Genomic DNA, 21,628 nt, shown 5'->3' with positions numbered 1-21,628 from the left:
CGTGTCGGTTCCCGCGCCCGCTGCGCGGTTTCCCCGTTGGTGCCGCGGTCGGTATGCGGTTCCTGCCACCTTGTTGACGCCCTACGTGGCGCCGCCGACCGCCGTCGGGAGTCTCGCCGGACTCCTTGACGCCGATGTGGATCAGGTCTCCGGGCCGATCGTGCTCGCAGCGGCGGATCGAATCGCCGGTGGGCCGGTCGGCCCCGCGGCGGAACAGTGCGCCGTGCGCAGTCGAACCGAACGTTACGGGCGGAGCGGCGTCGGTGTGAATGGTGTGGGACGCGGCTACGGGTCAGGCCGGGTGAGGGCTCGGAGACGGTTCTGCAGGTACTGCCGCTCGGCGAGGTTGCGCGTTGCGCGTGCGGCCTCGCGGTATGCGTCGGCGGCGTCGCCGGTGCGGCCGAGGCGTTCCAGGAGATGGGCTCGCACGGCGTCGATCCGGGACAACCGCGGATGGTGGGCCGAGAGCTGGTGCAGCGCGTCGAGCGCGCTGGCATCACCGTGTACTTGCGCTACCGCGATGATCCTGTTCAACGCAACTGTGGGGTTGTTGCGTCCCGTCACGACGTCAAGCACGTCGTAGAGCGCGAGGATCTCGCTCCAGTCGGTGGACGCGGTGTCGGGAGCCTCGGCATGCAGGGCGGCGATGCATGCCTGCAGCAGGAAGGGACCCGGCGCTGCTCCGGGCGCTGCTGCCGCGACCAGTGCGAGACCTTCGTCCGCCCGTGCGTGGTCCCACATGCGCCGGTCCTGCTCGTCGAGCGGAATCAGTGAGCCGTCGGGGGCTTGGCGCGCCGGGCCCCGCGACTCGGTGAGCAGCATGAGCGCGAGGAGTCCGGCGACCTCGGAGTCGGTGGGGAGCGCCTCGTGCAGCAACCGTGCCAGGTGCACGGCTTCGGCGGCGAGGTCGGTGTCCCGGGCCGGTGCGCCCGAGGTGGTGTGGTGCGCCTCGGTGAGCATGGCGTAGAGAACGTCGAGTACCGGACCGAGCCGCTCGGCGGCGTCGCGGGGACGCGGCAGCGCGCTGTCGAGTTCGGCGAGACGGCGCTTGGCGCGGGTGATGCGTTGCGCCACTGTGGGTTCGGGAAGCTGGTGGACGTTCGCGATCTGCGCCGTGCTCAGACCCGCGACCGCGCGGAGGGCGAGAGCGACCTGGCCGGTACGGGGAAGGGCCGGATGGCAGCAGAGCTGGAGCAAAAGGAGACTGTCGCCCGCGAGGGACGGATCGGCGCCGACATGCGCCAGCGGCTCGGTCAGGACAGCCTCGCGGGTCTCGCGCTCGCGACGCCTCGAATCGGAACGGATCCGGTCAACGTAGCGGCGACGGGCAGTGGTCACGAGCCAGCCGAGCGGGTCCGAGGGCACGGCCGACTGCCACTGGCGGTGTGCTGCCAGGAGCGCGTCTTGGACCGCGTCCTCGCACAGGTCGAACTGGTCGGTGCCATACGTGCGCACGAGGCGAGCGAGGACCTGCGGCGCCAGTTCACGCAGCAGGCCCTCGCCCTCGTCGCTTCCGGGTGTCACAGGTCTCCGAAGTCGCTGAACATCACGGGCCGCAGCTCCACCGCGAGCCCGTCGATCCGCGTGTCCGGGATCAGTTTCGCGAGTTCCAGAGCGCGCTCCTCGTCCTCCACGTCGATGACGTAGAACCCGCCGAGGTATTCCTTGGCCTCCACGAACGGACCGTCGCTGGTCTGCTGGCTCCCGTCGACCGACCGCACGACCTTGGTCTGGCACGGGTCGGCCAGCGCCTGGGTCCCGGCGAACTCACCCCGCTCCTTCGTCTCCGCCATGAATGCCGCGTGACCCTCCTGGATCCGCTTGCCCTGCTCCGGAGGGAGCTGCTCCAGGACGTCCGGGTCGACATGCATCAGGATCAGGTACTTCACGTTTTCCTCCCGGGGGCTCGGTACGACGTCGGTTTGCCGTCGTACCCCGTGGTCGTCACCGGATCGGCACACACGACAACCGGGTTCGCAACAAGTCTCCCCCTGTCTGTCGAGAATCGGTGACCGGCGACGACCACCAGGCATGAGACACGCTGTGAACACCGCTCACCACCACGACCCGCTGACTCGTCCATGGCGCGGGCTGACCCTGCTCCTCTTGCCGACCGCCGTGGTCGCCGTGGATCTCAACGTCCTCTTCCTTGCGCTTCCCGAGCTCACGACCGACCTCCGGGTGAACGCGGCAGAGCAGTTGTGGATCACCGATGTCTACGGCTTGGTGGTGGGCGTGCTCGCCGTGGTGGCCGGCGCCGTGGGCGACCGCTTCGGACGTCGCCGGCTGTTGTTCCTCGGGTCGACCGGGTTCCTGCTCGCCTCGCTGCTGGCCGCGTTCGCGCCCAGCTCGACGGCCCTCATCGCGGCTCGGGTTCTGCAGGCGGTCGCTGGCGCCACACTGATGCCGTCCACACTCGCGCTGATCACCGAGTTATTCCCCGAAGAGTCGAAACGCGGCCGGGCTATCGCGGCGTGGGCCACTACCCAGTTCGCCTTCGCGTCCTTCGGGCCCGTGATCGGCGGCATCATGCTTCACCAGTGGTGGTGGGGGTCGGTGTTCCTACTCGCCGTCCCCGTCAGCCTCGCCGTACTGACGCTCGGCCCGAGACTACTGCCCGAACACGTGGACCCGGCCAGCGCCCAACACGTCGACGGCCTCAGTGCCGGACTCCTCGTCGCCGCGCTCGCCTGCACCTTCCTCCTGATCAAGACCGGTCTCCCCGCTCATGGGTCTCCCGTCACGATGGCGGTTGCCGCGGGCGCGGGAGCCCTCGTCATCGGGGCCTGGTTCGTTCGCCGACAGCTCACCACCGCCTCACCGCTTCTCGACCTCCGGATCCTGGCCACGCCTGCCGTGGCCAGCACCCTCACCGCGCTCATCCTCGCCGGCGTCGTGCTCGCCGGGACCGGGTTCTGGGCCACCCAGTACCTCCAGTCCGACGCCGGGCTGACGCCCCTGGCTGCCGCTGTCGCATTCGTGCCCATGGGAATCGGCGTCGCCGTCGGCACCCAGATCGCCGCACGTCTTTCCCCCACCATCCCAGCCGACATCCTGATACCCGCGGGACTCGCGGTCTCGGCCGGAAGCGAAGCCCTCCTGGTCCTGGTGGGTGAGTCCCACCCGCTGCTTCCCCTGGTCCTCTCCTACACGCTCACCGGGCTCGGCTGCGGCCCCCTCTTCGCGTTCGGAACACACCGTCTCGTCTCCGCGGCGCCGCCGGAATCAGCCGCCCGCGCCGCCGCGCTCGCCGAAACCGGCAACCACGTGGGCTCAGCCGCCGGAATCGCCCTCCTCGGGACCATCGGACGGGTCGCCTCGGAAGGGATCGCCGCAGGAAGCGGAACACTCACCGGTTCGCTCCACATCGTCGGTTCGGTCAGCGCGGGCATCCTGCTGTTCTGCGCCTGCCTCGCCGCGCGTGCGACTCTCACCGCACGGCGCCGCGAACGGACAATCTCCCGCTGAGGGGACGGCCCTTGGCGGCTTTCGGGCCGACACGTCGCGTCGGCCCGACCAACGTGCCTGGACACCGCTCCTAGGGCCTGTTTGGTAATTGGTGCGATCAGGGGAAAACGCACCGATCCGGTCACACCAGGCGTGTCACCCCGCACATAAGCGAAGCCTTCGGTAGACGAGTCAACGACCAAGAAGACCACACCCACCGAAGGCTTCACTGTGACCCTACCCGGCCCCGCACGCGGTGACCTCACCGACGCCCAATGGGCGCTGCTCGAACCACTCCTGCCCACCCCCGCCGCCGGCCGCCCACCCTCACGCTCCAAACGCCAACTGATCAACGGCATCCGCTGGCGGGTACGGGTCGGCGCTCCCTGGCGCGACGTGCCCGAACGCTACGGCCCCTGGCAAAGCGTCTATGACCTCTTCCGCCGCTGGACCCGCAACGGCACCTGGGCCCGGATCCTGACCGCCCTGCGCTCGCGGGCCGACGCGGCGGGGCTGATCACCTGGGACATCAACGTGGACTCCACCGCGGTGCGCGCCCACCAGCACGCCGCCGGGGCCGCGGAAAGGGGGAAGGCCGGGATCACGAAACGGTCGAGCCCGACGATCACGGGCTGGGCCGCTCACGCGGAGGGTTGAGCACGAAGATCCATCTGGCCTGCGAACAGGGACAAAAGCCGATGTCGGTGGTGGTCACCGCCGGGCAGCGGGGAGACGCACCGCAATTCGCACCGGTGGTGGAGGGCATCCGGGTGGCCGGACACCAGCGGAGCGGTCCCGCGCGCACCCGACCGGTGCGGGTGCGCGCGGATAAGGCCTACAGCTCGACGGAGATCCGTGCCTACCTGCGCAGACGCAAGATCAAGGCGACGATTCCCGAACCCGCGGACCGGGTGCGCAACCGCAAACGCACCGGGCATCGCGGGGGCCGCCCGCCGGGGTTCGACAAGGTCGATTATCGGGCCCGTCACGCGGTGGAGTGCGGGATCAACCGGCTCAAACGGCACCGGGCGGTGGCCACGCGCTATGACAAGCTCGCGCTTCGCTACGAGGCCACCATCCAGATCGCGGCCATCAACGAATGGCTCTAACTTCCCAAACAGGCCCTAGCCGGGTCGCCCCCGCGTGCGACACGCGCCGCGGGGGCGGGTTCGCCCGTGCGGACAGCGGCACCGAGTTACGCTGCTGACCAGCGACAACACCCGGTGCCCGCGCGGCCGCCCTGTGGGGGGATGGACCGATGGAGGACGACGGCTACACCGTCACCGACAACCCGGACGAACACCGCTACGAGATCCGCGGCGACGGCGCACCCGCCGGGGTGGCGGAGTACATCCTCACCGGTGGGGTGATGGTGTTCACTCACACCCAGGTCGGGTCGCCGTTCGCGGGCAGGGGGCTGGGGAGCCGGCTCGTCCGCGGCGCGCTGGACGACGTACGCGCGCGGAACCTGAGGGTCATACCGGTGTGCCCGTACGTGAAGGGGTGGATCGGCCGCCACCCCGACTACGCGGACCTCCTCTACGACGCCCCGGCGAGCGAGGTCCACGACTAGGGCCGGTTATGCTTCCGACCAGCGCGCGGGACCGTTCCGTTCTCCCGCGGTCGTGCAGTGGGAGGTGAGCATGGACACCGACACCGGAACGCTGCGGTTCCGGGCGGCGCAGGCGGCGGACACGCCGCACGTCGTCGACCTCGTGAACTCCGCCTACCGCGGGAACAGCTCGCGCGGCGGATGGACCACGGAGGCGAACCTCCTCGGGGGCCAGCGCACCGACCCCGACATGGTGGCGGAACTGCTGGCGAAACCCGACACCACGCTCCTTCTGGCCGAATCCGGCGGGGAGCTGGCCGCCTGCTGCGAACTGCGCCGCTCCGGCGACGGCGACGCCTACTTCGGCATGCTGTGCGTCCGCCCGACGATGCAGGGGACGGGCCTGGGCCGGGCCGTCCTGCGGCGCGCCGAACGGCTCGCCGTCCGGTGGTGGCGGGCGCGGCGGATGCGGATGACCGTCATCCGCCAGCGGGAGGAACTGGTCTCGTGGTACGAGCGGCGGGGATACGAGCGAACCGGAGTGACGGCCCCGTTCCCGTACGGGGACGAGCGGTTCGGCGTGCCGCAGCGACCGGATCTGGAGTTCACGGAGCTGGCGCGCACCCTCCCGCCCGCCGGCGAGGACGCCTCCCCGGGGGAGGAACGGTAGCCGCCGCCCGGAGCGGTGGAAACGCGCTGCCCGCAACACGCCGGTGCGGCGCGCGGCGTGGTCGTATCCTGGTAACAGGAGCCGGACTCGGGAGGGAACCATGCGTCGCGGACGGCTCAAGGGGCCGCTGGGCAGCCACGACAGGCCGGCGAGCGCGTTACGGTTCCGGCTCGTCCTGGCGGTGTTCGGGGCCGGGGTGCTGCTCGCGGGAGCGGTGCTCGCCGTCGTGCTGGCGGACTCCGCGCCGCTGGCGGTGATCCTCGGCGCCGGTTTCCTGGCGGCGTGCCTGAACGTGTACTGGGTGTACCAGCGCATCCGCTACGAGGACTGAGAGTCGCGCGGGGGCGGCCCCAGGCCGCCCCCGCGCAGCAGCGGAACTATCCGCTCACCTGTCGGTCCTCTCCGGGACCCAGGACTGCCACACGTCCGGGTTGTTCTCCACCCACTCCGCGGCGGCGTCCGCACGGTCCATGTTCCCGTCGGCGATCTTCTGCGCGACGGCGTTCTGGTCCGTGTTGTCCCACTTCCACCGGTCGATGAGTTCGAAGGCCGCGCTGTCCTCCTCCGCGAACCCCGTCCGGTAGATCTTGTTCAGATCGTAGCGGGGGTAGTCGCAGGCGATGTCGTCGGGATCGTCGGTGCACCCCTCGGTCCACTCGGGGAACTCCACCCGCACGAGGTCCAGCTGGTTCTGGACCCAGCTCGGCTCCTGGGAGTAGAACAGCACCGGCTCCTCGCGCTCGTAGCGCTTCTGCACCTCGGTGAGCTGGGAGGCTTCCGACCCCGCGTAGACGATCTCGAACGGCAGGTCGTAGTGGTTGATCATGCCCTGGTCCTGGGTGACGAACCCGGGAGCGCCGGCGAGGAACTCGCCCTTGTCACCGCTTTCCGGCGTCTGGAAGACGTCGGAGTGCTCCCGCAACCCCTCGGGTGTGTTGATGTCGGGGTACTCCTCCACCAGGTACTCCGGCATGTACCAGCCGATGTGGCCGATGTTGCCGTTGGGGCCGCCGTCGAGCACGGTCCCGTTCCCGTCGGGCCCGTAGGTCTCCAACAGGTCCTCGTGGCCCCAGTTCTCCAGGATCACGTCGGCGGCGCCCTGGTCGAGCGCCTGCCACGAGGGTTGTTCGGCGAGTTGGATGAGCTGGACCTCGTAGTTGAGCTCCTGCTCCAGCAGGTGTTTGATCACAGCCGCGTCGGCCTCGTAACCCACCCAGGAGTTCAGGGCGATGCGAACCGTGTTGGGGTCGCGCAGCATGGATGTCGTACGCATCGCGCACGAACTTGTCACCAGCAGTGCGAGCAGCACGACCGCCGCCTTCGCGAGCAGTGACCTGTTGCCTATCTTGCGCATGGGGCGCTCCTCTCCTACTTGGCGGCGCTCTGGGTGAGCCGGTCCAGGAACAGGCCGAGGCAGACGATGGCCAGGCCGGCGTTGAGCCCCAGGCCGAGCAGGTTCTGCGCCATGCCGAACACGACGTTGTAACCCAACGCCCCGGCGCCGACCAGCGCCCCGATAACCACCATGGCGAGGATCATCATGATGCCCTGGTTGACCGCCAGCAGCAGGGACGACTTCGCCAGCGGGAGCTGCACCTTGGTGAGCATCTGCCAGCGGCTCGACCCCTGGGAGGCGGCGGCTTCCATCGCGGCCGGCGAGCAGCCGCGGATGCCGTCGTTGACCAGCCGGATCACCGGCGGAAGCGCGTAGATGACCGCTGCCGCCAGGGCCGGGATGCGGCCCACACCGAACAGTGCGACGGCGGGGATCAGGTAGACGAACGGCGGCAGGGTCTGCATCGCGTCCAGCAGCGGGCGCAACCCGGCCGCGAGCCTGTCGCTGCGCGAGGCGAGGATGCCCACCAGGAAACCGATGATGACGGTGACGACCCCCGCGATCAGCACCTGCGCCAGGGTGTCCATGCTCGCTTCCCACGCGCCCAGAAGGCCGCAGGCGAGGATGGTGAGGCCGCCGGTGAGGGACATCCGCCACCCGTCGACCACCCACCCGATGGCCGCGGCGACGAGCACGAGCAGCCACCAGGGCGAACCGGTGAGCAGCGCGGTCAGCGGGTCCAGCAGCCAGGTGAGCATCAGCGAGGCGAGCTTCTCGGTGAACTCGCCGATGAGGTTCTGCAGACCGTCGTTGACGGCGTTCACCGGGCCGGCGATGCTGAACTCCCAGCTGGCGGGCCACTGGAGCTGGCCCGCGAGCCGGCCGAGAACCGCCGCGGCCGCGGTCACCAGCACACCGAGACCCAGCACGGGTTTGCGCAGGCTCTCCGGAATGTCGGGGCCGCGGTTCTCGTCCCCGCCGGCGTTGGTCACGCGGTCGAGCGCGATCGCCATGAGAACGATCGCGATGCCGGCACTGAACGCCTCCCCGACGTTGACCTTGTTCAACGCCTGGTAGATGGCGTCACCGAGACCGCCCGCACCGATGACCGACGCGATGACCACCATGGACATCGCCAGCATGATGGTCTGGTTCACCCCGAGCAGGATGGTGCGTTTGGCCAGCGGCAGCTGGACCTTGGTCAGCAGCTGGCGCGGGGTCGAGCCGAGCGAGGTGGTGGCCTCCACCACCCCCTGGTCGACACCGCGGATGGCCAGGGCGGTGATACGCACCGCCGGCGGGGCGGCGTAGACGGTGGTGGCGACGGCGGCCGCCGGGTTGCCGATACCGAACAGCAGCAGCATCGGCATCAGGTAGGCGAACGCCGGCATGATCTGCATGAAGTCCAGTACCGGACGGATCGCGGCATGGAACCGGTCGCTGCGGCCGGCGATGATCCCCAGCGGGATGCCGATGACGAGCGCCAGCAGCACCGAGGTGATGATCAGTGAGAGCGTCGTCAGCGTCTCGCTCCACAGCCCGGTGAAGCCGACGACCGCGAAGCTGGCGAGGACGAACAGGGCGACGCGTTTGCCCGCGGCGCGCCAGGCGGTCAGGGTTCCCAGAACGATGACGCCCGGCCAGGTCAGCAGGGTCAGCGCCTGGTTGATGAGAACGACGGCCGATCCCAGTCCCACCGACACGTAGTTGAACCCGTAGAGGAACAGCGGGCTGGAGTTGCGGTTGTTGACGATCCAGTCGTAGATCCGGTTCCAGAAGTCGCCCAACCCCACGTCGAGCCACTGCGGAACGCCCGCCGGCAGGTGGGCGGCCGCGTAGCCGAGCAGGAGGACGGACAGTACGACGCCCGCCTGTGCCCAGGGGCTGGTCACCCAGGATCGGACCGGTCCGGATCCGGTGGCGGTTCGCGCCGGTGCGGTGGTGGTGGCCATATCAGGCCCCCACCGTCTGCTCGGCGCCAGGGCCACCGGAGTCGCCGCCGGGGGCGGCGGCGTCCGTACCGAGTTTGCCGGTGTCGTCCGACTGGTCCTCGGCGATCGCGCGCAGGACATCGTCACGTCCCACGACACCGAGCACCGTGTCGCCGTCCATCACCCGGACGGGCGCGGTGCTGCGCGCGAGGGTCGAAACGATGTCCCGCACCACGGTGTGCGACTCGACAGTCGGACCGTCCAGCGACTCGCTGTCGAGGGGGCGGCGCATCAGCCAGCGCACGGTGAGGACGTCGGTGCGGTTGACGTCCTTGACGAAGTCCCGAACGTAGTCGTCGGCGGGTTGACCGACGAGTTCCTCGGCGGTGCCCATCTGCACCAGGTCGCCGTCGCGCATGATGGCGATCCGGTCCCCGAGTTTGAGCGCCTCGGACAGGTCGTGGGTGATGAACACCGCCGTCTTGCGCAGCTCGTGCTGCAGTCGCAGCACCTCCTGCTGCATGTCCCGGCGGATCAACGGGTCGAGGGCGCTGAACGGCTCGTCGAACAGCAGCACCTCGGGGTCCACCGCCAGGGCGCGGGCCAGGCCGACCCGCTGCTGCATACCGCCGCTGAGCTGGCCGGGACGGGAGTCCTCGTAGCCGGACAGCCCGACCATGTCGATCATCTCCCGGGCGCGCTCGTAGCGCTGCTCCCGGTTGACTCCGCACACCTCCAGGCCGTAGGCGACGTTGTCGATGATCTTGCGGTGCGGCAGCAGGCCGAAGTGCTGGAACACCATGGCCATCTTGCGCCGGCGGATCTCACGCAGCTGCTGTTCGCTGCAGCTGCCCACATCCTCGTTGTCCAGCAGCATCTGTCCGCTGGTCGGTTCGACCAGCCGGGTCATGCACCGCACCAGAGTGGACTTCCCGGAGCCGGAAAGCCCCATGACGACGAAGATCTCGCCGGGGTGAACGTCGAAGGACATGTCCCGCACCGCGATGGTGTTGCCGGTCTTCTGCCGGACGACCTCGCGGTCGGCCTTCTCGTGTTCACTGCCGATGATGGCATCGGCGTTCTTGCCGAAGACCTTCCACAGGTTACGGACGGAGATCTTGGGGTCCCCGCCGCTCCCGGTGCTCGGTTCTCCCGCAGTGTCGTGTACGGGGGAGTTCATGAAAATTAGCTCTCCTCGTAAGCGGCCGCCGCCACGGTGACGGCGGCCTGTTGTCGGATGAGACGCCGGTGTCCGCTGCCCGTCGCGGTCAGCGGTCGGCGCGAATCAGATCGGCGGCACGTTCGCCGATCGTCAGGACGGTGACCATCGGGTTAGGGGAGGGCATCGTCGGGAACACGGACGCGTCCACTACCCGAAGCCCGGACAGCCCCCGCACCTTCAGTTCCGGGTCCACCACGGCGTCGGGATCGTCAGCGGCGCCCATCATGCAGGTGCCGGCCGGGTGGTACACGGTGTGCGCGGCGCGGCGGCCGTACTCCGAGAGCTCCTCGTCGGTGGTCACGTTCGGACCAGGCGCGACCTCGCGACTGATCCAGGACTTGAACGGTTCGGTGTCGGCGATCTCGCGGGCGATCCTCAGCCCGTCGACGATCGTCGTGGCGTCGTGGTCCTCGGGGTCGGTGAAGTAGCGGAAGTCCAACGCCGGCTTCACGTCCGGGTCGGAGCTGGTCAGCCACATCTTCCCCCGGGAGCGCGACCGCGGGATGTTCGGCGTCATGCAGATCGCGTTGCGCTCTCCGGGCGAGTCGTAGCCGAGCCGGGCCGTGTTGTCGTCGAACGGCACCTGGTAGATGTGGAACATCAGGTCCGGCCGCGGGTCGCTCGTGTCCCGCCGGACGAACAGCCCGCCGTCGGACGACATCACGGTGTTCTCCGGCACCGGTTCGGTCGTCTCCCACATGATGATCGACTCGGGGTGGTCGAGCAGGTGCTCACCGACCCCGGGAAGGTCGTGGCGGGACTCGATCCCCACCTGACGCAGCTCCTCGGCCGGTCCGACCCCCGACAGCATCAGCAGCCGCGGACTGTCGATCGCGCCGGCGCACAGCAGGACCTCCTGGTTGGCGCTGATGGTCCGCCGCTCACCGGACGACATCCGCACCTCGACGCCGGTGGCCCGGTCGCCGTCGAACACCAGCCGGTCCGCCCACGTCTCGAGGAACAGCGTCAGGTTGTCGCGCTGCTCCATGATCGGGTGCAGGTAGGCCACCGAGGCGGAGGAGCGGTTGCCGGTGTAGGGGTCGTAGGAGATCGACAGGAAGCCCACGCCGTCGCTGAAACCGCCGCCGTGCGACGTCTCGGCGTTGAAGTCCTCGACCACCGGAACGCCGGTCGCCGCCGAGGAGGCGGTGATCCAGTCCTTGACGATGGCGTTGCGGTCCTGCTTCGCCACCGGGACGATGTTGCACTTGATGCGGTCGGCGTAGGACTGCACCGTGGCGTTGTCCCAGCCCTCGGCCCCAGCGGCGACCCAGTCGTCCAGATCCTGGGGGAACGGGCGGAAGCTGATCAGTGTGTTGTGCGAGGAGCAGCCTCCCAGGACACGCGCCCGCGAGTGCACGATGTGCGAGTTCCCGCGCGGCTGTTCCACGGTGGTGTAGCCGTAGTCGAGGTCGCTCTCCAGCAGCTCCAGCCAGTTCCCCAGTTTGAGAACCCGCTCCTGGTCGGCGTCGGACGGCCCTCCCTCGATGACACACACGCTGGTGTTGGGGTCCTCGGTGAGTCGGTTGGCCAGCACCGACCCGGCGGTTCCCCCACCGACGATCACGTAGTCGAAGGTGGAATCAGCGGACGACACGTACAGCTCCTTTCGGTTTCTCAGCCCGGTCTCCGCGCCCCGGACAGCGCCGGCACAGCACGGGTTCGCCGGTCAGAACAGGCGTCCGCGCCCCGTCGCGCGGACGGCGGGGCGCGCCGCGGGGGCGTCGGCGGACCGGCTCACGCCGACACCCCCGCCCGGTGTCACGCGAACCAGCGTTGCGGTTCGGGCTGCAGGTTCCGGTAGATGTGCTTGGCCTCGCGGTACTCGTCCAGGCCCACGTGTCCCAGCTCCCGGCCGATGCCGGAGCGTTTGAAGCCGCCCCACTCGGCGCCGGGAAGGTAGGGGCCGAAGTCGTTGATCCAGACGGTGCCGTGCCGCAGTCCGGCCGCGACCCGGTCGCCCCGCCCGGGGTCGTTGGTCCACACCGCTCCGGAGAGCCCGTAGTCGGTGTCGTTGCCGAGCTCGATCGCCTCGGCCTCGGTACGGAACGTCTCCACGGTGACCACGGGACCGAACACTTCCTGCTGCACGATGTCCATGCTGCGGTCGCAGTCCACGAAGACCGTGGGGCGGAAGAAGTAGCCGTTGGCCAGCTCGGGCTCCTGCGGACGGTGGCCGCCGGCGACGATCCGGGCGCCCTCCTCGACGCCGCGGGCCACGGCCGCCTCCACCTTGGCGCGGTGTTCGGCGGAGACCAGCGGGCCGGCCTCCACCCCCTCGGCCTGGCCGCAGCCGATCGTGATGTTGTCGGCGCGGCGGGCGAGCTCGTCCACGAACTTCTCGCGGATATCCTCGTGCACGATCAGGCGGGCACCGGCGGAGCAGACCTGTCCGGAGTGGAAGAAGGCGGCGTTGAGCGCGTAGTCCACGGCGGTGTCGAGGTCGACGTCGTCGAAGACGATGTTGGGGTTCTTCCCGCCCAGCTCCAGGGCCACCTTCTTGACCGTCTCGGAGGCGTTGGCCATGATCCGCTTGCCGGTGGCCAGGCCGCCGGTGAAGGAGACGAGGTCCACGTCGGGGCTGGTGGTCATGGCCGAGCCGACCTCGGCGCCGGTGCCGAGCACCAGGTTCACCACGCCGTCGGGGACGCCCGCCTCGGCGGCGAGCTCGACCAGCTTGCACGTGGTCACCGGGGTGATCTCGCTGGGTTTGATCACCATGGTGTCGCCGGCGGCGATCGCCGGGGCGACCTTCCAGCAGAGCTGCAGCAGCGGATAGTTCCAGGGCGTGATCATCGCGCACACGCCGACCGGCTCGTAGACGACGCGGCTGAAGATCCCCTCGGGCGTGGAGACGATGTGGCCCGCCTCCTTGTCCGCCAGGCCCGCGTAGTACAGGAACACCCCGGTCACGTCGTCGACGTCGATGCGACCCTCTTCGATGGTCTTGCCGGTGTCCAGTGACTCCATGACCGCGAGTTCCTCACGGTCGCGCCGCAGCAGCTCGGCGATGCGGTGCAGGATCTCACCGCGTTCCCCCGCGCTGCGGCGGGCCCAGTCGGTGTCCTCGAACGCGCGCCGCGCGGCGGAGATGGCGGTCTCGGCGTCGACCGCACCCGCCTCGCTGACGACGGTGAGGACGGAGGCGTCGTAGGGGTTGAGGACGTCACGGGTCCCCCCGTGGGCGGCGGCCTGCCAAGCACCGTCCACATACAGACTGGCCGCGGTGGCTGATCCCGGCTCGGATAGGTATTGCTTACGCGGAAGGGTTACATAGGGTTGCATCACGGCTCGGTCCTGCCCAGGAAATTCGGCTACAAACTACCCATTTCGGATCTTTACCGCTCTGATATTACCCACTTGCACCGCCCCTACCAGGCAAAACACCCCGATTTTAGACGTGCAGCGGTGATTCGCATCACGCAACGCACCCAAAATTGATTACTTTAAGTAATCTCACGAACAAGCCGCAGCCGCCGACTCGCGCTGCATGCCGGGGCCGCCCCCCTGTCGCGCGCCCACACTCTCCGGAACGCTGGACAAAAGTGCCGTATCCCACACCCCTCCCATAACGCCCCAAAACCCGGTAAGATCGGTTAGGCAAACCTAATGAGACCGGGCGGCGTCGGGAGCGCTCCCCCACCGTGACGACCCGTCCCTGGCCCGTGAGGACCCATGCTGCTGGAACAGGAACGCAGAGACGTGTGCGTCACCGCACGCACTCTCGCCGAACGCGGCCTCGCCCGCGGCGACGGTGGAACCGTCAGCATCCGCTCCGGCGACCACGTCACCGTCACCCCCGCCGGGGTACCGCTCGACCGCGTCGAACCCGCGGACTGCCCCGTCCTCTCCCTCGAGGGAGGCGTGGTGGAGGGGCGGCGCGGCCCCGCGGCGGAGACCACCCTGCACATGGCCGTCTACCAGCACGGCGATCCCGGCACGGGTGCCGCCGTCCACGCTCACATGGACAACGCCGCGGCCGTGTCCGCCGTCCTCGCCGAACTGCCTCCGGTACACCACAGCGCCGCGCTCCTCGGTGGAGCGGTCCCGGTCACCCACTACGCCACCTACGGCACCGGGGAGCTCTCCGACCACGCCGTCAAAGCGCTGTCCGGGAAGAGCGCCGCCCTCCTGGCCAACCACGGCGGTGTCGCCACCGGCGCGGACGTGCACCAGGCGCTGGGGAACGCGCAGCTGCTGGAGTGGCTGTGCGGCGTCTACATCCGCGCCGCGTCCCTCGGCCCGCCGCGCGTGCTGACCGAGGACGAACTCGCCGGGACCCGCCAACGCGGGGCCTACGACTGGGCGGGGCCGGACATCCTCTGAGGCCCTGTTCGACGGACGGCGTCCGTCAGACAGGGCCCGAGCGGCCCCGCCCGGTCACGTGGTGCTTCCGATCCGGGGGAACGGTTCGGTGGAGAACACCACCTCCACCGGAACCTCGAAGTACTGCGCTATCCGCAGGGCGAGGTGCAGGCTCGGGCTGTACTCCCCCCGCTCCAGGTAGCCCACGGTCTGGTAGTGCACCCCCAGCGTCTCGGCGAGCTGCCGCCGCGATATCCCGCGCTCGGCGCGCAGTACCGCGATGCGGTTGTAGATCTGCTCACCCGCCGCCCCCGTCCTGGTCTTTCCTTGCGGGCTCATCGCCATCCCTGCTGTCGCAACGCGTGTCCGTGTCCCGTTCTACCTGGCGCCGCGCGGGAAGCGACGCGGCGTCCTCCGCGCCTCACACGGCACGCTGCATCGCACGCTGCCGCGCGGCCTCCACGCGTGAGCCCGACTCGCGGCGCGCCATCGAGCGGAGCACGAACGGCGCCACGACCAGCCCCACGAGCGCCCACGCGCCGAGCACACCGGCCGTCTCCAGATGCCGCCAGCTCTCCCCGATCTCGGCTGCGACCATCGCCTCCGGCAGGAACACCGACCGGAAGCCCAGCGCCAGCCAGTAGACCGGGAACACCTGGCCCAGGGTCTGGGCCCACTCCGGCAGGAACGTGATGGGGAAGAACACCCCCGAGGCCATGGTGACGCCCATGATGGGGACCATGAGCAGGCTGGGCGCGGTGCGGGGGTTGCTGACCAGCGAACCGCATATGGCCCCGAGCGGCGCGGTGGCCAGCAGCCCCAGCACCAGGACCCACGCGGCCGTGGCCCAGCCGGCAGCGCCGGGCATACGCACCCCGTCGATCAGCACCAGCGCGGCCACCAGCACGATGGCGAGGTTCGTCACCGTGATCAGCAGGATGTGCACGCACTTGCCGACCAGATAGCCGAGCATCCCGTTCGGGACGGACTTGGCCCGCAGCAGCGTCCCGTCCTCGCGTTCGGTGGCCAGCACCTGGGCCACCGACATCAGGCCCGCTATCGTCAGCAGGAATCCCAGCGTGCCGACGACCATCAGTGCGCCGTTCGACACCTGGGAGGCTTCCGGTAGATCCGCGTCCTGTTGGAAGTAGGCGATCGTGACGAAGATGGCCGAGATGCCGAAGTAGGCGAACAGGTCCTGCCCGCTGGTGAAGCTCTGCCGGTACTCGATCCATCCGCGGGAGAGGCCGGCCCGTACCACGCTCGTCGTGTTTCCCCTCATCGCTCCCCCTCCGCGAACTCGGCCGCGGCCGCCGCCGCGCCCTCGGCCTGCCCGGACTCGTGCCGGTGCACCAGGTCCATGTAGACGTCCTCCAGCGTCGCCCGGCGCACCTCGAGGTCACTGACCTCGGTGCCGTACTGTTCGAACAGCTCCCGCACGAACGCCGTACCGTCGGGCGCGGAGTGCACGAAACGCTGCCCGCCGCGGGTCCACTTCACCTCGCTGTTGCTCTCCACACGCTGGGCGAGCTGCTCCGCACTGCCGTCGGCGACGATGCCGCCGCCGGCGAGGATCAGGATGCGGTCCGCCAGCTTCTCCGCCTCGTCCAGGTCGTGGGTGGTGAGCAGGATGGTGGTCTCCTCCTCGTCGGCCAGCCGGTGCACCAGGTCGTGGAAGTCGCGCCGCGCCTCGGGGTCGAACCCGGCGGTGGGCTCGTCCAGGAAGAGCAGCTCGGGGCGGCCGAGGATGCCGATGGCGACGTCGAGCCGGCGGCGCTGCCCGCCGGAGAGCGTCTGGATCCTGTGCTCGGCCTGTTCGGCGAGCCCGACCGCCTCCAGCAGCGCGCCCGTCTCCCGCGGCCGGTCGCGTTCCGGGTCTCCGTAGGGGACGTAGAACCGGGCGAGATGCTCCAGGAGCTGGCGCACCCGCCACCTGCCGTGGTCGCGCCAGGACTGCAGCACGATCCCGACCCGCGACCGCCAGGCCTCGCCACCGCTGATCGGGTCGGTGCCCAGCACCCGCACCGTTCCCGAGGAGCGGGCGCGGAACCCCTCCAGGATCTCGATCGTGGTGGTCTTCCCGGCCCCGTTCGGCCCGAGCAGCGCGAGGACCTCGCCGCGGCGGGCGGTGAAACCCACCCCGGTGAGCACGTCGGTGCTCCCGTAGCGCATCCGAAGGTCGTCCACCTCCACCACGTCCTCCGGTGCGTCATCCGCACCGGAGGACGGCAGGGTGTCCGCCGCCGTCTCTGTCATACTCCTCATTCCGTTCGCAGTCTTTCTTAAACCATATATAGCACTAGTACTACATAGTGACAAGAAACTTGTACCGAACCGGGGTCCCCTACGGGGGAGACAGGACAGAACGAGCGCGGGGCCGGGGAGCGTCTCACCCGGCCAGGGCCCGCGCCAGGGCGGCACCGAGCACGAGCGCCCCCAGGCTCGCGCCCACGGACGCGGCCGCGTTGGCGAACGCGAGGAACCGCCACCGCGTCTCGGCCAGCCGGAACGTCTCGTAGCCGAACGTGGAGTACGTGGACAGCGACCCCAGCAGCCCCGTTCCGAGCAGCGCCGCAGCCCACTCCGGCAGGGCGAGCGGGACCGTGAACCCCAGCAGCAGGCAGGCCGTCGCGTTGACGGCGTGGGTGCCCCACGGGAACACCGAGTCGTGCCGCAGCTGCACGAACCGGTCGGTGAGGTAACGCAGCGGCGCCCCGACAGCCGCCCCCAGCATCACCAGCACGACCGTCACTGCCGCACCTCCCGTTCACCGGCGATCCGCACGCGCAGCACCCGGCGCGTCACCGCCACTCCCAACCACACCGCGGCGAGCGCCAGGAACAGCGTCCCCGCCAGGTAGGCCAGGGCGGGCGCGGCGGCGCCCGACTGCAGCAACTCCCGGAACTGCCCCACGTGGGCGGAGAAGGTGGTGTAGCCGCCCGCGACCCCCGTCCCCAGGAACGGCCGCAGCAGACGCCCGCCAGCGCGGGCCTCGGTCACCACCACCATGAGGGCACCGATCAGCAGGCACCCGGAGACGTTGACGGCGAGGGTGGCCTGAACCTCCCCGCCGGCCACCCGCGGCACGGCCAGTCCCGCGCCGTAGCGGGCGAGCGCCCCCAGCGCTCCCCCGGCGGCCACCACCCCGAGTACCGCCCACGGCGCCCCGGACAGCTCCCGGCGCTGCCGCGGCACGTGCGCGTCGAGGTCGGGATCGACCGGGTACGGGTTTCTCCGGTTACGCACACTCGCCTCCCTGACTGCCACACGCAGGCACTGCAGGGACCGTTGGCGGCACGCGCCGCGGTTTCCGTCCGCCCGAAGGGCCGACGCGGTGGGCCCCACCACCGCACCGATCCTACGACCCGCCCCTGCCCGGGCCTCAACCCACCACGTGCTCGCGTACCAGCTCGTTCACCCGGTCGCGGCGTTCGATACCGACAAGGTGCGCGGCGCCGGGCACCACCTCGAACCGCGCGCCCGCGATCCCGTCCGCCAACCGCCTGCCGTGGCCCGGCGGCAGGAACGGGTCGTGGGCGGCGGAGACCACCACGGTGGGCGCTCTCACCCGGGCGAGGAGCCGCCGCTGGTCCAGTTCCGCCAGCGCGGCGCAGCATCCGGCGTAACCGGTGGCATCGAGCTCCCGGAACTCACCGACCATGCGGGAGACCACGTCGGGGCAGCGCTGGGCGAAAGCGGGGGTGAACCAGGAGCCGGTGACCTCGCCGGCGATCCCGGCCATCCCCGCGCTCACGGCGCGCTCCCCCACGGCACGCCACCAGTGCGGACGGGGGGTGCGTGCCGTCCCGGCGAGGTGGAGCAGGCTCCGCACCCGGCCGGGCGCGGCCGTGGCGACCCACGTGGCCAGCGCGCTTCCCAGGTCCGAACCGATGACCGACAGCCGTCCCACCCGGTGCTCGTCCAGCAGGCTGAGAACGTCGCCGCCCAGCTCCTCCACGGTGTAACCACCGGTCGGGGCCGGGCTGTCGCCGTGTCCGCGGTGGTTGACGCGCAGCACGCGGTGTCTGCGCACCAGCTCGGGCATCTGCGGTTCCCACACCGACCACCGGGTGCCCAGGGGAGGGAGCAGCAACACGGTGGGCGCGTCCTCGGGGCCGTCGAACCGGTACTGCAGCGGGACGACCGTCATGTATGCAGACCTCCTGGTACCAGCGGGTGAACAGCCCCCGGGGCGGGCCAGCCCCGCCGCGGCCCCTTCCGGCGGCGCCGCGGGCCGCCGCTGTGCGTGGAGCCGTACCGTTCATCCCGTTCGGCGCGCAGCGTACCCGCACGGGCGGGCACCACGCCCGCAAGCACGCGGGGGAACCGACCGTAGCACCGCGGCCCGCGCTGAAACGCCCGGCCCGCGGGCCGTCCGGACCGTCATCCCGGGATGGAGGACACCAGGCCACCGTCGACGACCAGGTCCTGCCCGTTGACGTAGGAGGCCTCGTGCGAGGCGAGGAAGGCGACAGCGTTGGCGACGTCCTCGGAGGTGCCGAGACGCCCGGAGACGACCCCGGCGACGACGGAGGGCTGTTCCTCGACCGGCACTTCTCGTGGAACATCGCGGTCTCGATGTAGCCGGGACTCACGGAGTTGACTCGTACTCCCTCGGGTCCCAGTTCCGCCGCGAGGGTGTGTGTCAGGTTGTGCACCGCCGCTTTCGTCGCCGAGTAGAGCGAGGCGCCGGGGAGACCGCGGTGCAGCGTCCACGACGCGTTGATCACGACAGCCGCGCCGTCGGTCAGCAGCGGAACGGCCTTCTGGATGGCGAAGAACACTCCCTTGACGTTGGTGTTCACCGTCCGGTCGAACTCGGCCTCGGAGACGTCGCCGTGCGGCTGGAACGCGGCGACAACCCCCGGCGCCGCTGACGCCCAGTGGACGTGGGCGGCGCGGTACCGGTCGCTGGTGAAGAACGCGACCAGGCAGTTGGCATCGGTCCCCTCGTAGCCGAACACCGTCCGCGCGGCCCCGTTGGTCGCGAGCAGGTTCCAGTACCGGTCCTGGAGCAGCGCGGGGCGCGGCGTCCACCCGTCGAGCAGCCGCATCAGCTCCGGAGGGACTGTGGTTTCGTGCTCCCCGCCGGTACGTGGGGGATTGAGCCCGGCCAGGGTGTACAGGTGCGCGCGTTCGGGGCCGGTCAGACGCAACGTCGCGCTGATCGCGTCGAGTACCTCGACCGATACGTTGATGTCGCGGCCCTGTTCGAGCCAGGTGTACCAGGACACACCCACCCCGGCCAGGGTGGCGACCTCCTCATGCCGCAGCCCCGGGGTGCGGCGCCTGCCTCCTGCCGCCATGCCGACGTCACCGGGCGCGATCCGCGCCCGGCGGGTACGCAGGAAGTCGCGGAGCTGGTCGCGGCGGTTCCGACCCGTCGCCGGGGTTCCGTTGGACATACGTCATGTTAGCTCCGTGCGGGATGTCGGGACCGAGCGGCGCCGCGAAGCCAACGGCCGGAGCCATGCGGGTTCCGGGCCGCGGCCCGGTTCGACCCTACGGACGGCGCGGGAGCCGGCCCCGGTCGTGCCCCCGCACAAGAAAACGCGAGGGCCGTCTCCGTGTCCCCCCTCAAAATCACGGAGACAGCCCTCGCCTCGGGAACGGTCGCGGACTCCTCCCCCCTGGAGTCGCGACCCGTAAAAGCCTGTGCTGTCCGCTGCGCTGTTATCTCCAGCGCTGGTCCATAGACTACCCACGCCCGCACGCTCTAACAACCCTCAGTCACGGAAAATCACTTAAAGTAATTTCCATATTCGGGTCTACTCCGCATCAAGCCGGGGGAGCCCAGCCTGTTCCGGGGGGCTGAAGGCCCCAACCGTCGGGGGCATAACCTGGAAAGGTGCGCTTTCCGCTGTTGCGACCCCGCTGGATCGGTCTCCATCTGACGGCCGTCCTGGCCGTCACTGTCTGCTTCGTGTGCGGCTACTGGCAGTTCGTCCGCGCCCAGGAGCCGACCCGGGAGACGATCACCACGCCGGTGCAGGACCTCTCCGAGGCCACCAGCCTCGGCACGGTCCTGGAGCCGGGCGCCTACATGCCGCAGGACGAGGCGAACCGCGCCGTCACGGCTACGGGGCGTTACGACACTGACGCGCAGCTCCTCGCTCCGGCGCTGTCCCCGGAGGACGAGCGCGGGTACTACGTGATCGTCCCCCTCGTCACCGACGACGGTACCGCGCTGGCCGTGAACCGCGGCTGGGTTCCGGAGGACGAGGCCCAAGACGTCGGTTCCCTCTCTCCCCTCCCCGAGGGCACTGTCACCGCGACCGGCTGGCTGCGCCCGCCGCAGAAGGGCGAGGAGGAAGAGGCCTACGTCCCCGTCTCGAGTCCCGAGGAGGAGATATCCCGGATCGCTCCGTCCCTGCTCGTGAACGAGTGGCCGTACCAGCTCTACGAGGGCTACCTCGTCCTCGGGGAGCAGGACCCGGCAGCGCCGGAGGCCGGGGCGGCGCAGACCCAGCCGCGGAACATCCCCCCGCCGCAGCCGCCGCCGGACACCGTGTGGAACTGGCGCAACCTGAGCTACGCGGCCCAGTGGGGGGTCTTCGGGGTCGCGGTCATCGTCTTCTGGGCGGCACTGGTGCGGCGCGAACTGACCGAGGGCGGCACCGGAGGGAAGGACGGGTCACACGGTACTGGGACCGGGAGCCCGGATTCCGGAACGGACTCCCCGTCCGGCGAGCCGGCCGCGTCTCAGCGTTCGGTCGGCTGAGGCTGCTGGCCCTGTCCGCCCTGGACACTCGCGGCCTCCGCGCGGGACAGGCGGTGTTCCACCACCAGCCCGGCGACCGGGATGGTTCCCGCCAGGACCACGCCGAGCGTCCGTCCGGCGCTCCAGCGCCGGCCCACGGCCAGCCACAGCACGACCAGCACGTAGAGCATGTAGACGTAGCCGTGCGGGATGGCGATCAGCGCCATCAGGAACGAGTCCTGCCCGAACCACTGCTCCGTTCCGGCGGGTGCCGCCCACAGCGAGAACCGGGCCGTCTCGCCGATCAGGTACTTCGCCGGGAGCGCCACGAACGTCAGCAGCAGCAGGAAGATTCCGGTCACATAGGCCAGCACGCGGTACAGCGCGAACGGCAGACGCTTCTTGTCCACAGGGGCACCTCGTGGCACGGGGGCGGTCGGACGTTCCGGCGGCCCGGCCGCCGGG

At 70.0% G+C, this 21,628-nt stretch carries 21 protein-coding genes and 2 pseudogenes; 7 read left to right on the top strand and 16 right to left on the bottom strand.

What is annotated here, in order from left to right; genetic code table 11:
- Positions 1-285: 285 nt before the first annotated feature.
- Together FHX37_RS20315 and FHX37_RS20310 are read right to left on the bottom strand one after the other, a co-directional pair.
- A complete protein-coding gene (locus FHX37_RS20315; RefSeq protein WP_141925794.1) occupies positions 286-1,524 on the bottom strand; it encodes an RNA polymerase sigma factor in 1,239 nt (412 codons plus the stop codon).
- The gene (locus FHX37_RS20310; protein ID WP_141925793.1) at positions 1,521-1,889 is read right to left on the bottom strand and encodes a YciI family protein; all 369 of its coding nucleotides are present in this window, start codon (positions 1,887-1,889) and stop codon (positions 1,521-1,523) included. The genes FHX37_RS20315 and FHX37_RS20310 overlap by 4 nt, the downstream gene beginning before the upstream one ends.
- A gap of 154 nt (positions 1,890-2,043) precedes the next feature.
- Here FHX37_RS20310 and FHX37_RS20305 point away from each other — a divergent pair, with 154 nt between their 5' ends.
- From FHX37_RS20305 to FHX37_RS20285, 5 genes and pseudogenes are all read left to right on the top strand, one after another.
- Positions 2,044-3,468: an MFS transporter gene (locus tag FHX37_RS20305; RefSeq protein ID WP_170181653.1), complete on the top strand. Its 1,425-nt coding sequence runs from the start codon at positions 2,044-2,046 to the stop codon at positions 3,466-3,468.
- Positions 3,469-3,678: 210 nt separating this feature from the next.
- A pseudogene (locus tag FHX37_RS20300) lies at positions 3,679-4,556 on the top strand (IS5 family transposase).
- 149 nt (positions 4,557-4,705) lie between these two features.
- Entirely contained in the window at positions 4,706-5,020 is a 315-nt protein-coding gene (locus tag FHX37_RS20295) for a GNAT family N-acetyltransferase (RefSeq protein WP_141925791.1), read from the top strand.
- Positions 5,021-5,090: 70 nt separating this feature from the next.
- Positions 5,091-5,669 carry a GNAT family N-acetyltransferase gene (locus tag FHX37_RS20290; RefSeq protein WP_141925790.1) on the top strand — a complete coding sequence of 193 codons (579 nt, stop codon included), beginning with the start codon at positions 5,091-5,093 and terminating at the stop codon, positions 5,667-5,669.
- Between the two features lie 100 nt (positions 5,670-5,769).
- The gene (locus FHX37_RS20285) at positions 5,770-6,000 is read left to right on the top strand and encodes a hypothetical protein (RefSeq protein WP_141925789.1); all 231 of its coding nucleotides are present in this window, start codon (positions 5,770-5,772) and stop codon (positions 5,998-6,000) included.
- Positions 6,001-6,054: 54 nt separating this feature from the next.
- On the opposite strand, the gene FHX37_RS20280 is transcribed toward FHX37_RS20285, so the two are convergent.
- The 5 genes from FHX37_RS20280 to FHX37_RS20260 form a co-directional block, all read right to left on the bottom strand.
- The gene (locus FHX37_RS20280) at positions 6,055-7,023 is read right to left on the bottom strand and encodes a glycine betaine ABC transporter substrate-binding protein (protein WP_141925788.1); all 969 of its coding nucleotides are present in this window, start codon (positions 7,021-7,023) and stop codon (positions 6,055-6,057) included.
- A 14-nt stretch (positions 7,024-7,037) separates the two neighbouring features.
- Positions 7,038-8,957 (bottom strand): ABC transporter permease, encoded by a 1,920-nt coding sequence (locus FHX37_RS20275; protein ID WP_141925787.1) that lies wholly within the window; start codon positions 8,955-8,957, stop codon positions 7,038-7,040.
- A gap of 1 nt (position 8,958) precedes the next feature.
- Positions 8,959-10,116 (bottom strand): quaternary amine ABC transporter ATP-binding protein, encoded by a 1,158-nt coding sequence (locus FHX37_RS20270; RefSeq protein WP_141925786.1) that lies wholly within the window; start codon positions 10,114-10,116, stop codon positions 8,959-8,961.
- An 88-nt stretch (positions 10,117-10,204) separates the two neighbouring features.
- Positions 10,205-11,755, bottom strand: a complete 1,551-nt coding sequence (locus tag FHX37_RS20265) for a GMC family oxidoreductase (protein WP_141925785.1) — start codon at positions 11,753-11,755, stop codon at positions 10,205-10,207.
- A gap of 164 nt (positions 11,756-11,919) precedes the next feature.
- Positions 11,920-13,443, bottom strand: coding sequence for an aldehyde dehydrogenase family protein (locus tag FHX37_RS20260; RefSeq protein ID WP_211351972.1), 1,524 nt, complete (start codon positions 13,441-13,443; stop codon positions 11,920-11,922).
- A 390-nt stretch (positions 13,444-13,833) separates the two neighbouring features.
- Between FHX37_RS20260 and FHX37_RS20255 the strand changes: the two genes are divergently transcribed.
- Complete coding sequence (locus tag FHX37_RS20255; protein WP_141925783.1) at positions 13,834-14,484, top strand: class II aldolase/adducin family protein; 651 nt, start codon at positions 13,834-13,836, stop codon at positions 14,482-14,484.
- 54 nt (positions 14,485-14,538) lie between these two features.
- On the opposite strand, the gene FHX37_RS20250 is transcribed toward FHX37_RS20255, so the two are convergent.
- The 8 genes and pseudogenes from FHX37_RS20250 to FHX37_RS23330 form a co-directional block, all read right to left on the bottom strand.
- Positions 14,539-14,802 carry a helix-turn-helix transcriptional regulator gene (locus FHX37_RS20250; RefSeq protein WP_141925782.1) on the bottom strand — a complete coding sequence of 88 codons (264 nt, stop codon included), beginning with the start codon at positions 14,800-14,802 and terminating at the stop codon, positions 14,539-14,541.
- An 82-nt stretch (positions 14,803-14,884) separates the two neighbouring features.
- Positions 14,885-15,745: an ABC transporter permease gene (locus FHX37_RS20245; protein WP_141925781.1), complete on the bottom strand. Its 861-nt coding sequence runs from the start codon at positions 15,743-15,745 to the stop codon at positions 14,885-14,887.
- Complete coding sequence (locus FHX37_RS20240) at positions 15,742-16,719, bottom strand: ABC transporter ATP-binding protein (RefSeq protein ID WP_141925780.1); 978 nt, start codon at positions 16,717-16,719, stop codon at positions 15,742-15,744. The genes FHX37_RS20245 and FHX37_RS20240 overlap by 4 nt, the downstream gene beginning before the upstream one ends.
- A gap of 133 nt (positions 16,720-16,852) precedes the next feature.
- Positions 16,853-17,215, bottom strand: a complete 363-nt coding sequence (locus FHX37_RS20235; RefSeq protein WP_141925779.1) for a fluoride efflux transporter FluC — start codon at positions 17,213-17,215, stop codon at positions 16,853-16,855.
- Positions 17,212-17,709, bottom strand: coding sequence for a fluoride efflux transporter FluC (locus tag FHX37_RS20230; RefSeq protein WP_141925778.1), 498 nt, complete (start codon positions 17,707-17,709; stop codon positions 17,212-17,214). The genes FHX37_RS20235 and FHX37_RS20230 overlap by 4 nt, the downstream gene beginning before the upstream one ends.
- Before the next feature lie 136 nt (positions 17,710-17,845).
- Positions 17,846-18,613 carry an alpha/beta fold hydrolase gene (locus FHX37_RS20225; RefSeq protein ID WP_141925777.1) on the bottom strand — a complete coding sequence of 256 codons (768 nt, stop codon included), beginning with the start codon at positions 18,611-18,613 and terminating at the stop codon, positions 17,846-17,848.
- A gap of 233 nt (positions 18,614-18,846) precedes the next feature.
- Positions 18,847-19,017, bottom strand: coding sequence for an SDR family oxidoreductase (locus tag FHX37_RS23925; RefSeq protein WP_170181627.1), 171 nt, complete (start codon positions 19,015-19,017; stop codon positions 18,847-18,849).
- Between the two features lie 59 nt (positions 19,018-19,076).
- Positions 19,077-19,769 (bottom strand): annotated as a pseudogene (locus FHX37_RS23330) (SDR family oxidoreductase); the annotation flags it as partial.
- A gap of 557 nt (positions 19,770-20,326) precedes the next feature.
- Between FHX37_RS23330 and FHX37_RS20215 the strand changes: the two are divergent.
- Positions 20,327-21,184: an SURF1 family protein gene (locus FHX37_RS20215; RefSeq protein ID WP_246062464.1), complete on the top strand. Its 858-nt coding sequence runs from the start codon at positions 20,327-20,329 to the stop codon at positions 21,182-21,184.
- Here the strand turns inward: FHX37_RS20215 and FHX37_RS20210 are convergent.
- The gene (locus FHX37_RS20210) at positions 21,166-21,573 is read right to left on the bottom strand and encodes a DUF3817 domain-containing protein (protein WP_141925775.1); all 408 of its coding nucleotides are present in this window, start codon (positions 21,571-21,573) and stop codon (positions 21,166-21,168) included. The genes FHX37_RS20215 and FHX37_RS20210 overlap by 19 nt on opposite strands.
- Positions 21,574-21,628 lie beyond the last annotated feature (55 nt).

The organism is Haloactinospora alba, assembly GCF_006717075.1.
GTDB classification, from domain to species: Bacteria; Actinomycetota; Actinomycetes; order Streptosporangiales; family Streptosporangiaceae; genus Haloactinospora; species Haloactinospora alba.
This window is presented reverse-complemented; position numbering and strand designations above follow the sequence as displayed.

What these genes read in the sequence shown, in the direction of transcription:
- FHX37_RS20295 (WP_141925791.1), top strand. Translation starts at nt 4,706, where the DNA reads ATGGAGGACGACGGCTACACCGTCACCGACAACCCGGACGAACACCGC.
- FHX37_RS20290 (WP_141925790.1), top strand. Translation starts at nt 5,091, where the DNA reads ATGGACACCGACACCGGAACGCTGCGGTTCCGGGCGGCGCAGGCGGCG.
- FHX37_RS20285 (WP_141925789.1), top strand. Translation starts at nt 5,770, where the DNA reads ATGCGTCGCGGACGGCTCAAGGGGCCGCTGGGCAGCCACGACAGGCCG.
- FHX37_RS20280 (WP_141925788.1), bottom strand. Translation starts at nt 7,023, where the DNA reads ATGCGCAAGATAGGCAACAGGTCACTGCTCGCGAAGGCGGCGGTCGTG.
- FHX37_RS20275 (WP_141925787.1), bottom strand. Translation starts at nt 8,957, where the DNA reads ATGGCCACCACCACCGCACCGGCGCGAACCGCCACCGGATCCGGACCG.
- FHX37_RS20270 (WP_141925786.1), bottom strand. Translation starts at nt 10,116, where the DNA reads ATGAACTCCCCCGTACACGACACTGCGGGAGAACCGAGCACCGGGAGC.
- FHX37_RS20260 (WP_211351972.1), bottom strand. Translation starts at nt 13,443, where the DNA reads ATGCAACCCTATGTAACCCTTCCGCGTAAGCAATACCTATCCGAGCCG.
- FHX37_RS20255 (WP_141925783.1), top strand. Translation starts at nt 13,834, where the DNA reads ATGCTGCTGGAACAGGAACGCAGAGACGTGTGCGTCACCGCACGCACT.
- FHX37_RS20250 (WP_141925782.1), bottom strand. Translation starts at nt 14,802, where the DNA reads ATGAGCCCGCAAGGAAAGACCAGGACGGGGGCGGCGGGTGAGCAGATC.
- FHX37_RS20245 (WP_141925781.1), bottom strand. Translation starts at nt 15,745, where the DNA reads ATGAGGGGAAACACGACGAGCGTGGTACGGGCCGGCCTCTCCCGCGGA.
- FHX37_RS20240 (WP_141925780.1), bottom strand. Translation starts at nt 16,719, where the DNA reads ATGACAGAGACGGCGGCGGACACCCTGCCGTCCTCCGGTGCGGATGAC.
- FHX37_RS20225 (WP_141925777.1), bottom strand. Translation starts at nt 18,613, where the DNA reads ATGACGGTCGTCCCGCTGCAGTACCGGTTCGACGGCCCCGAGGACGCG.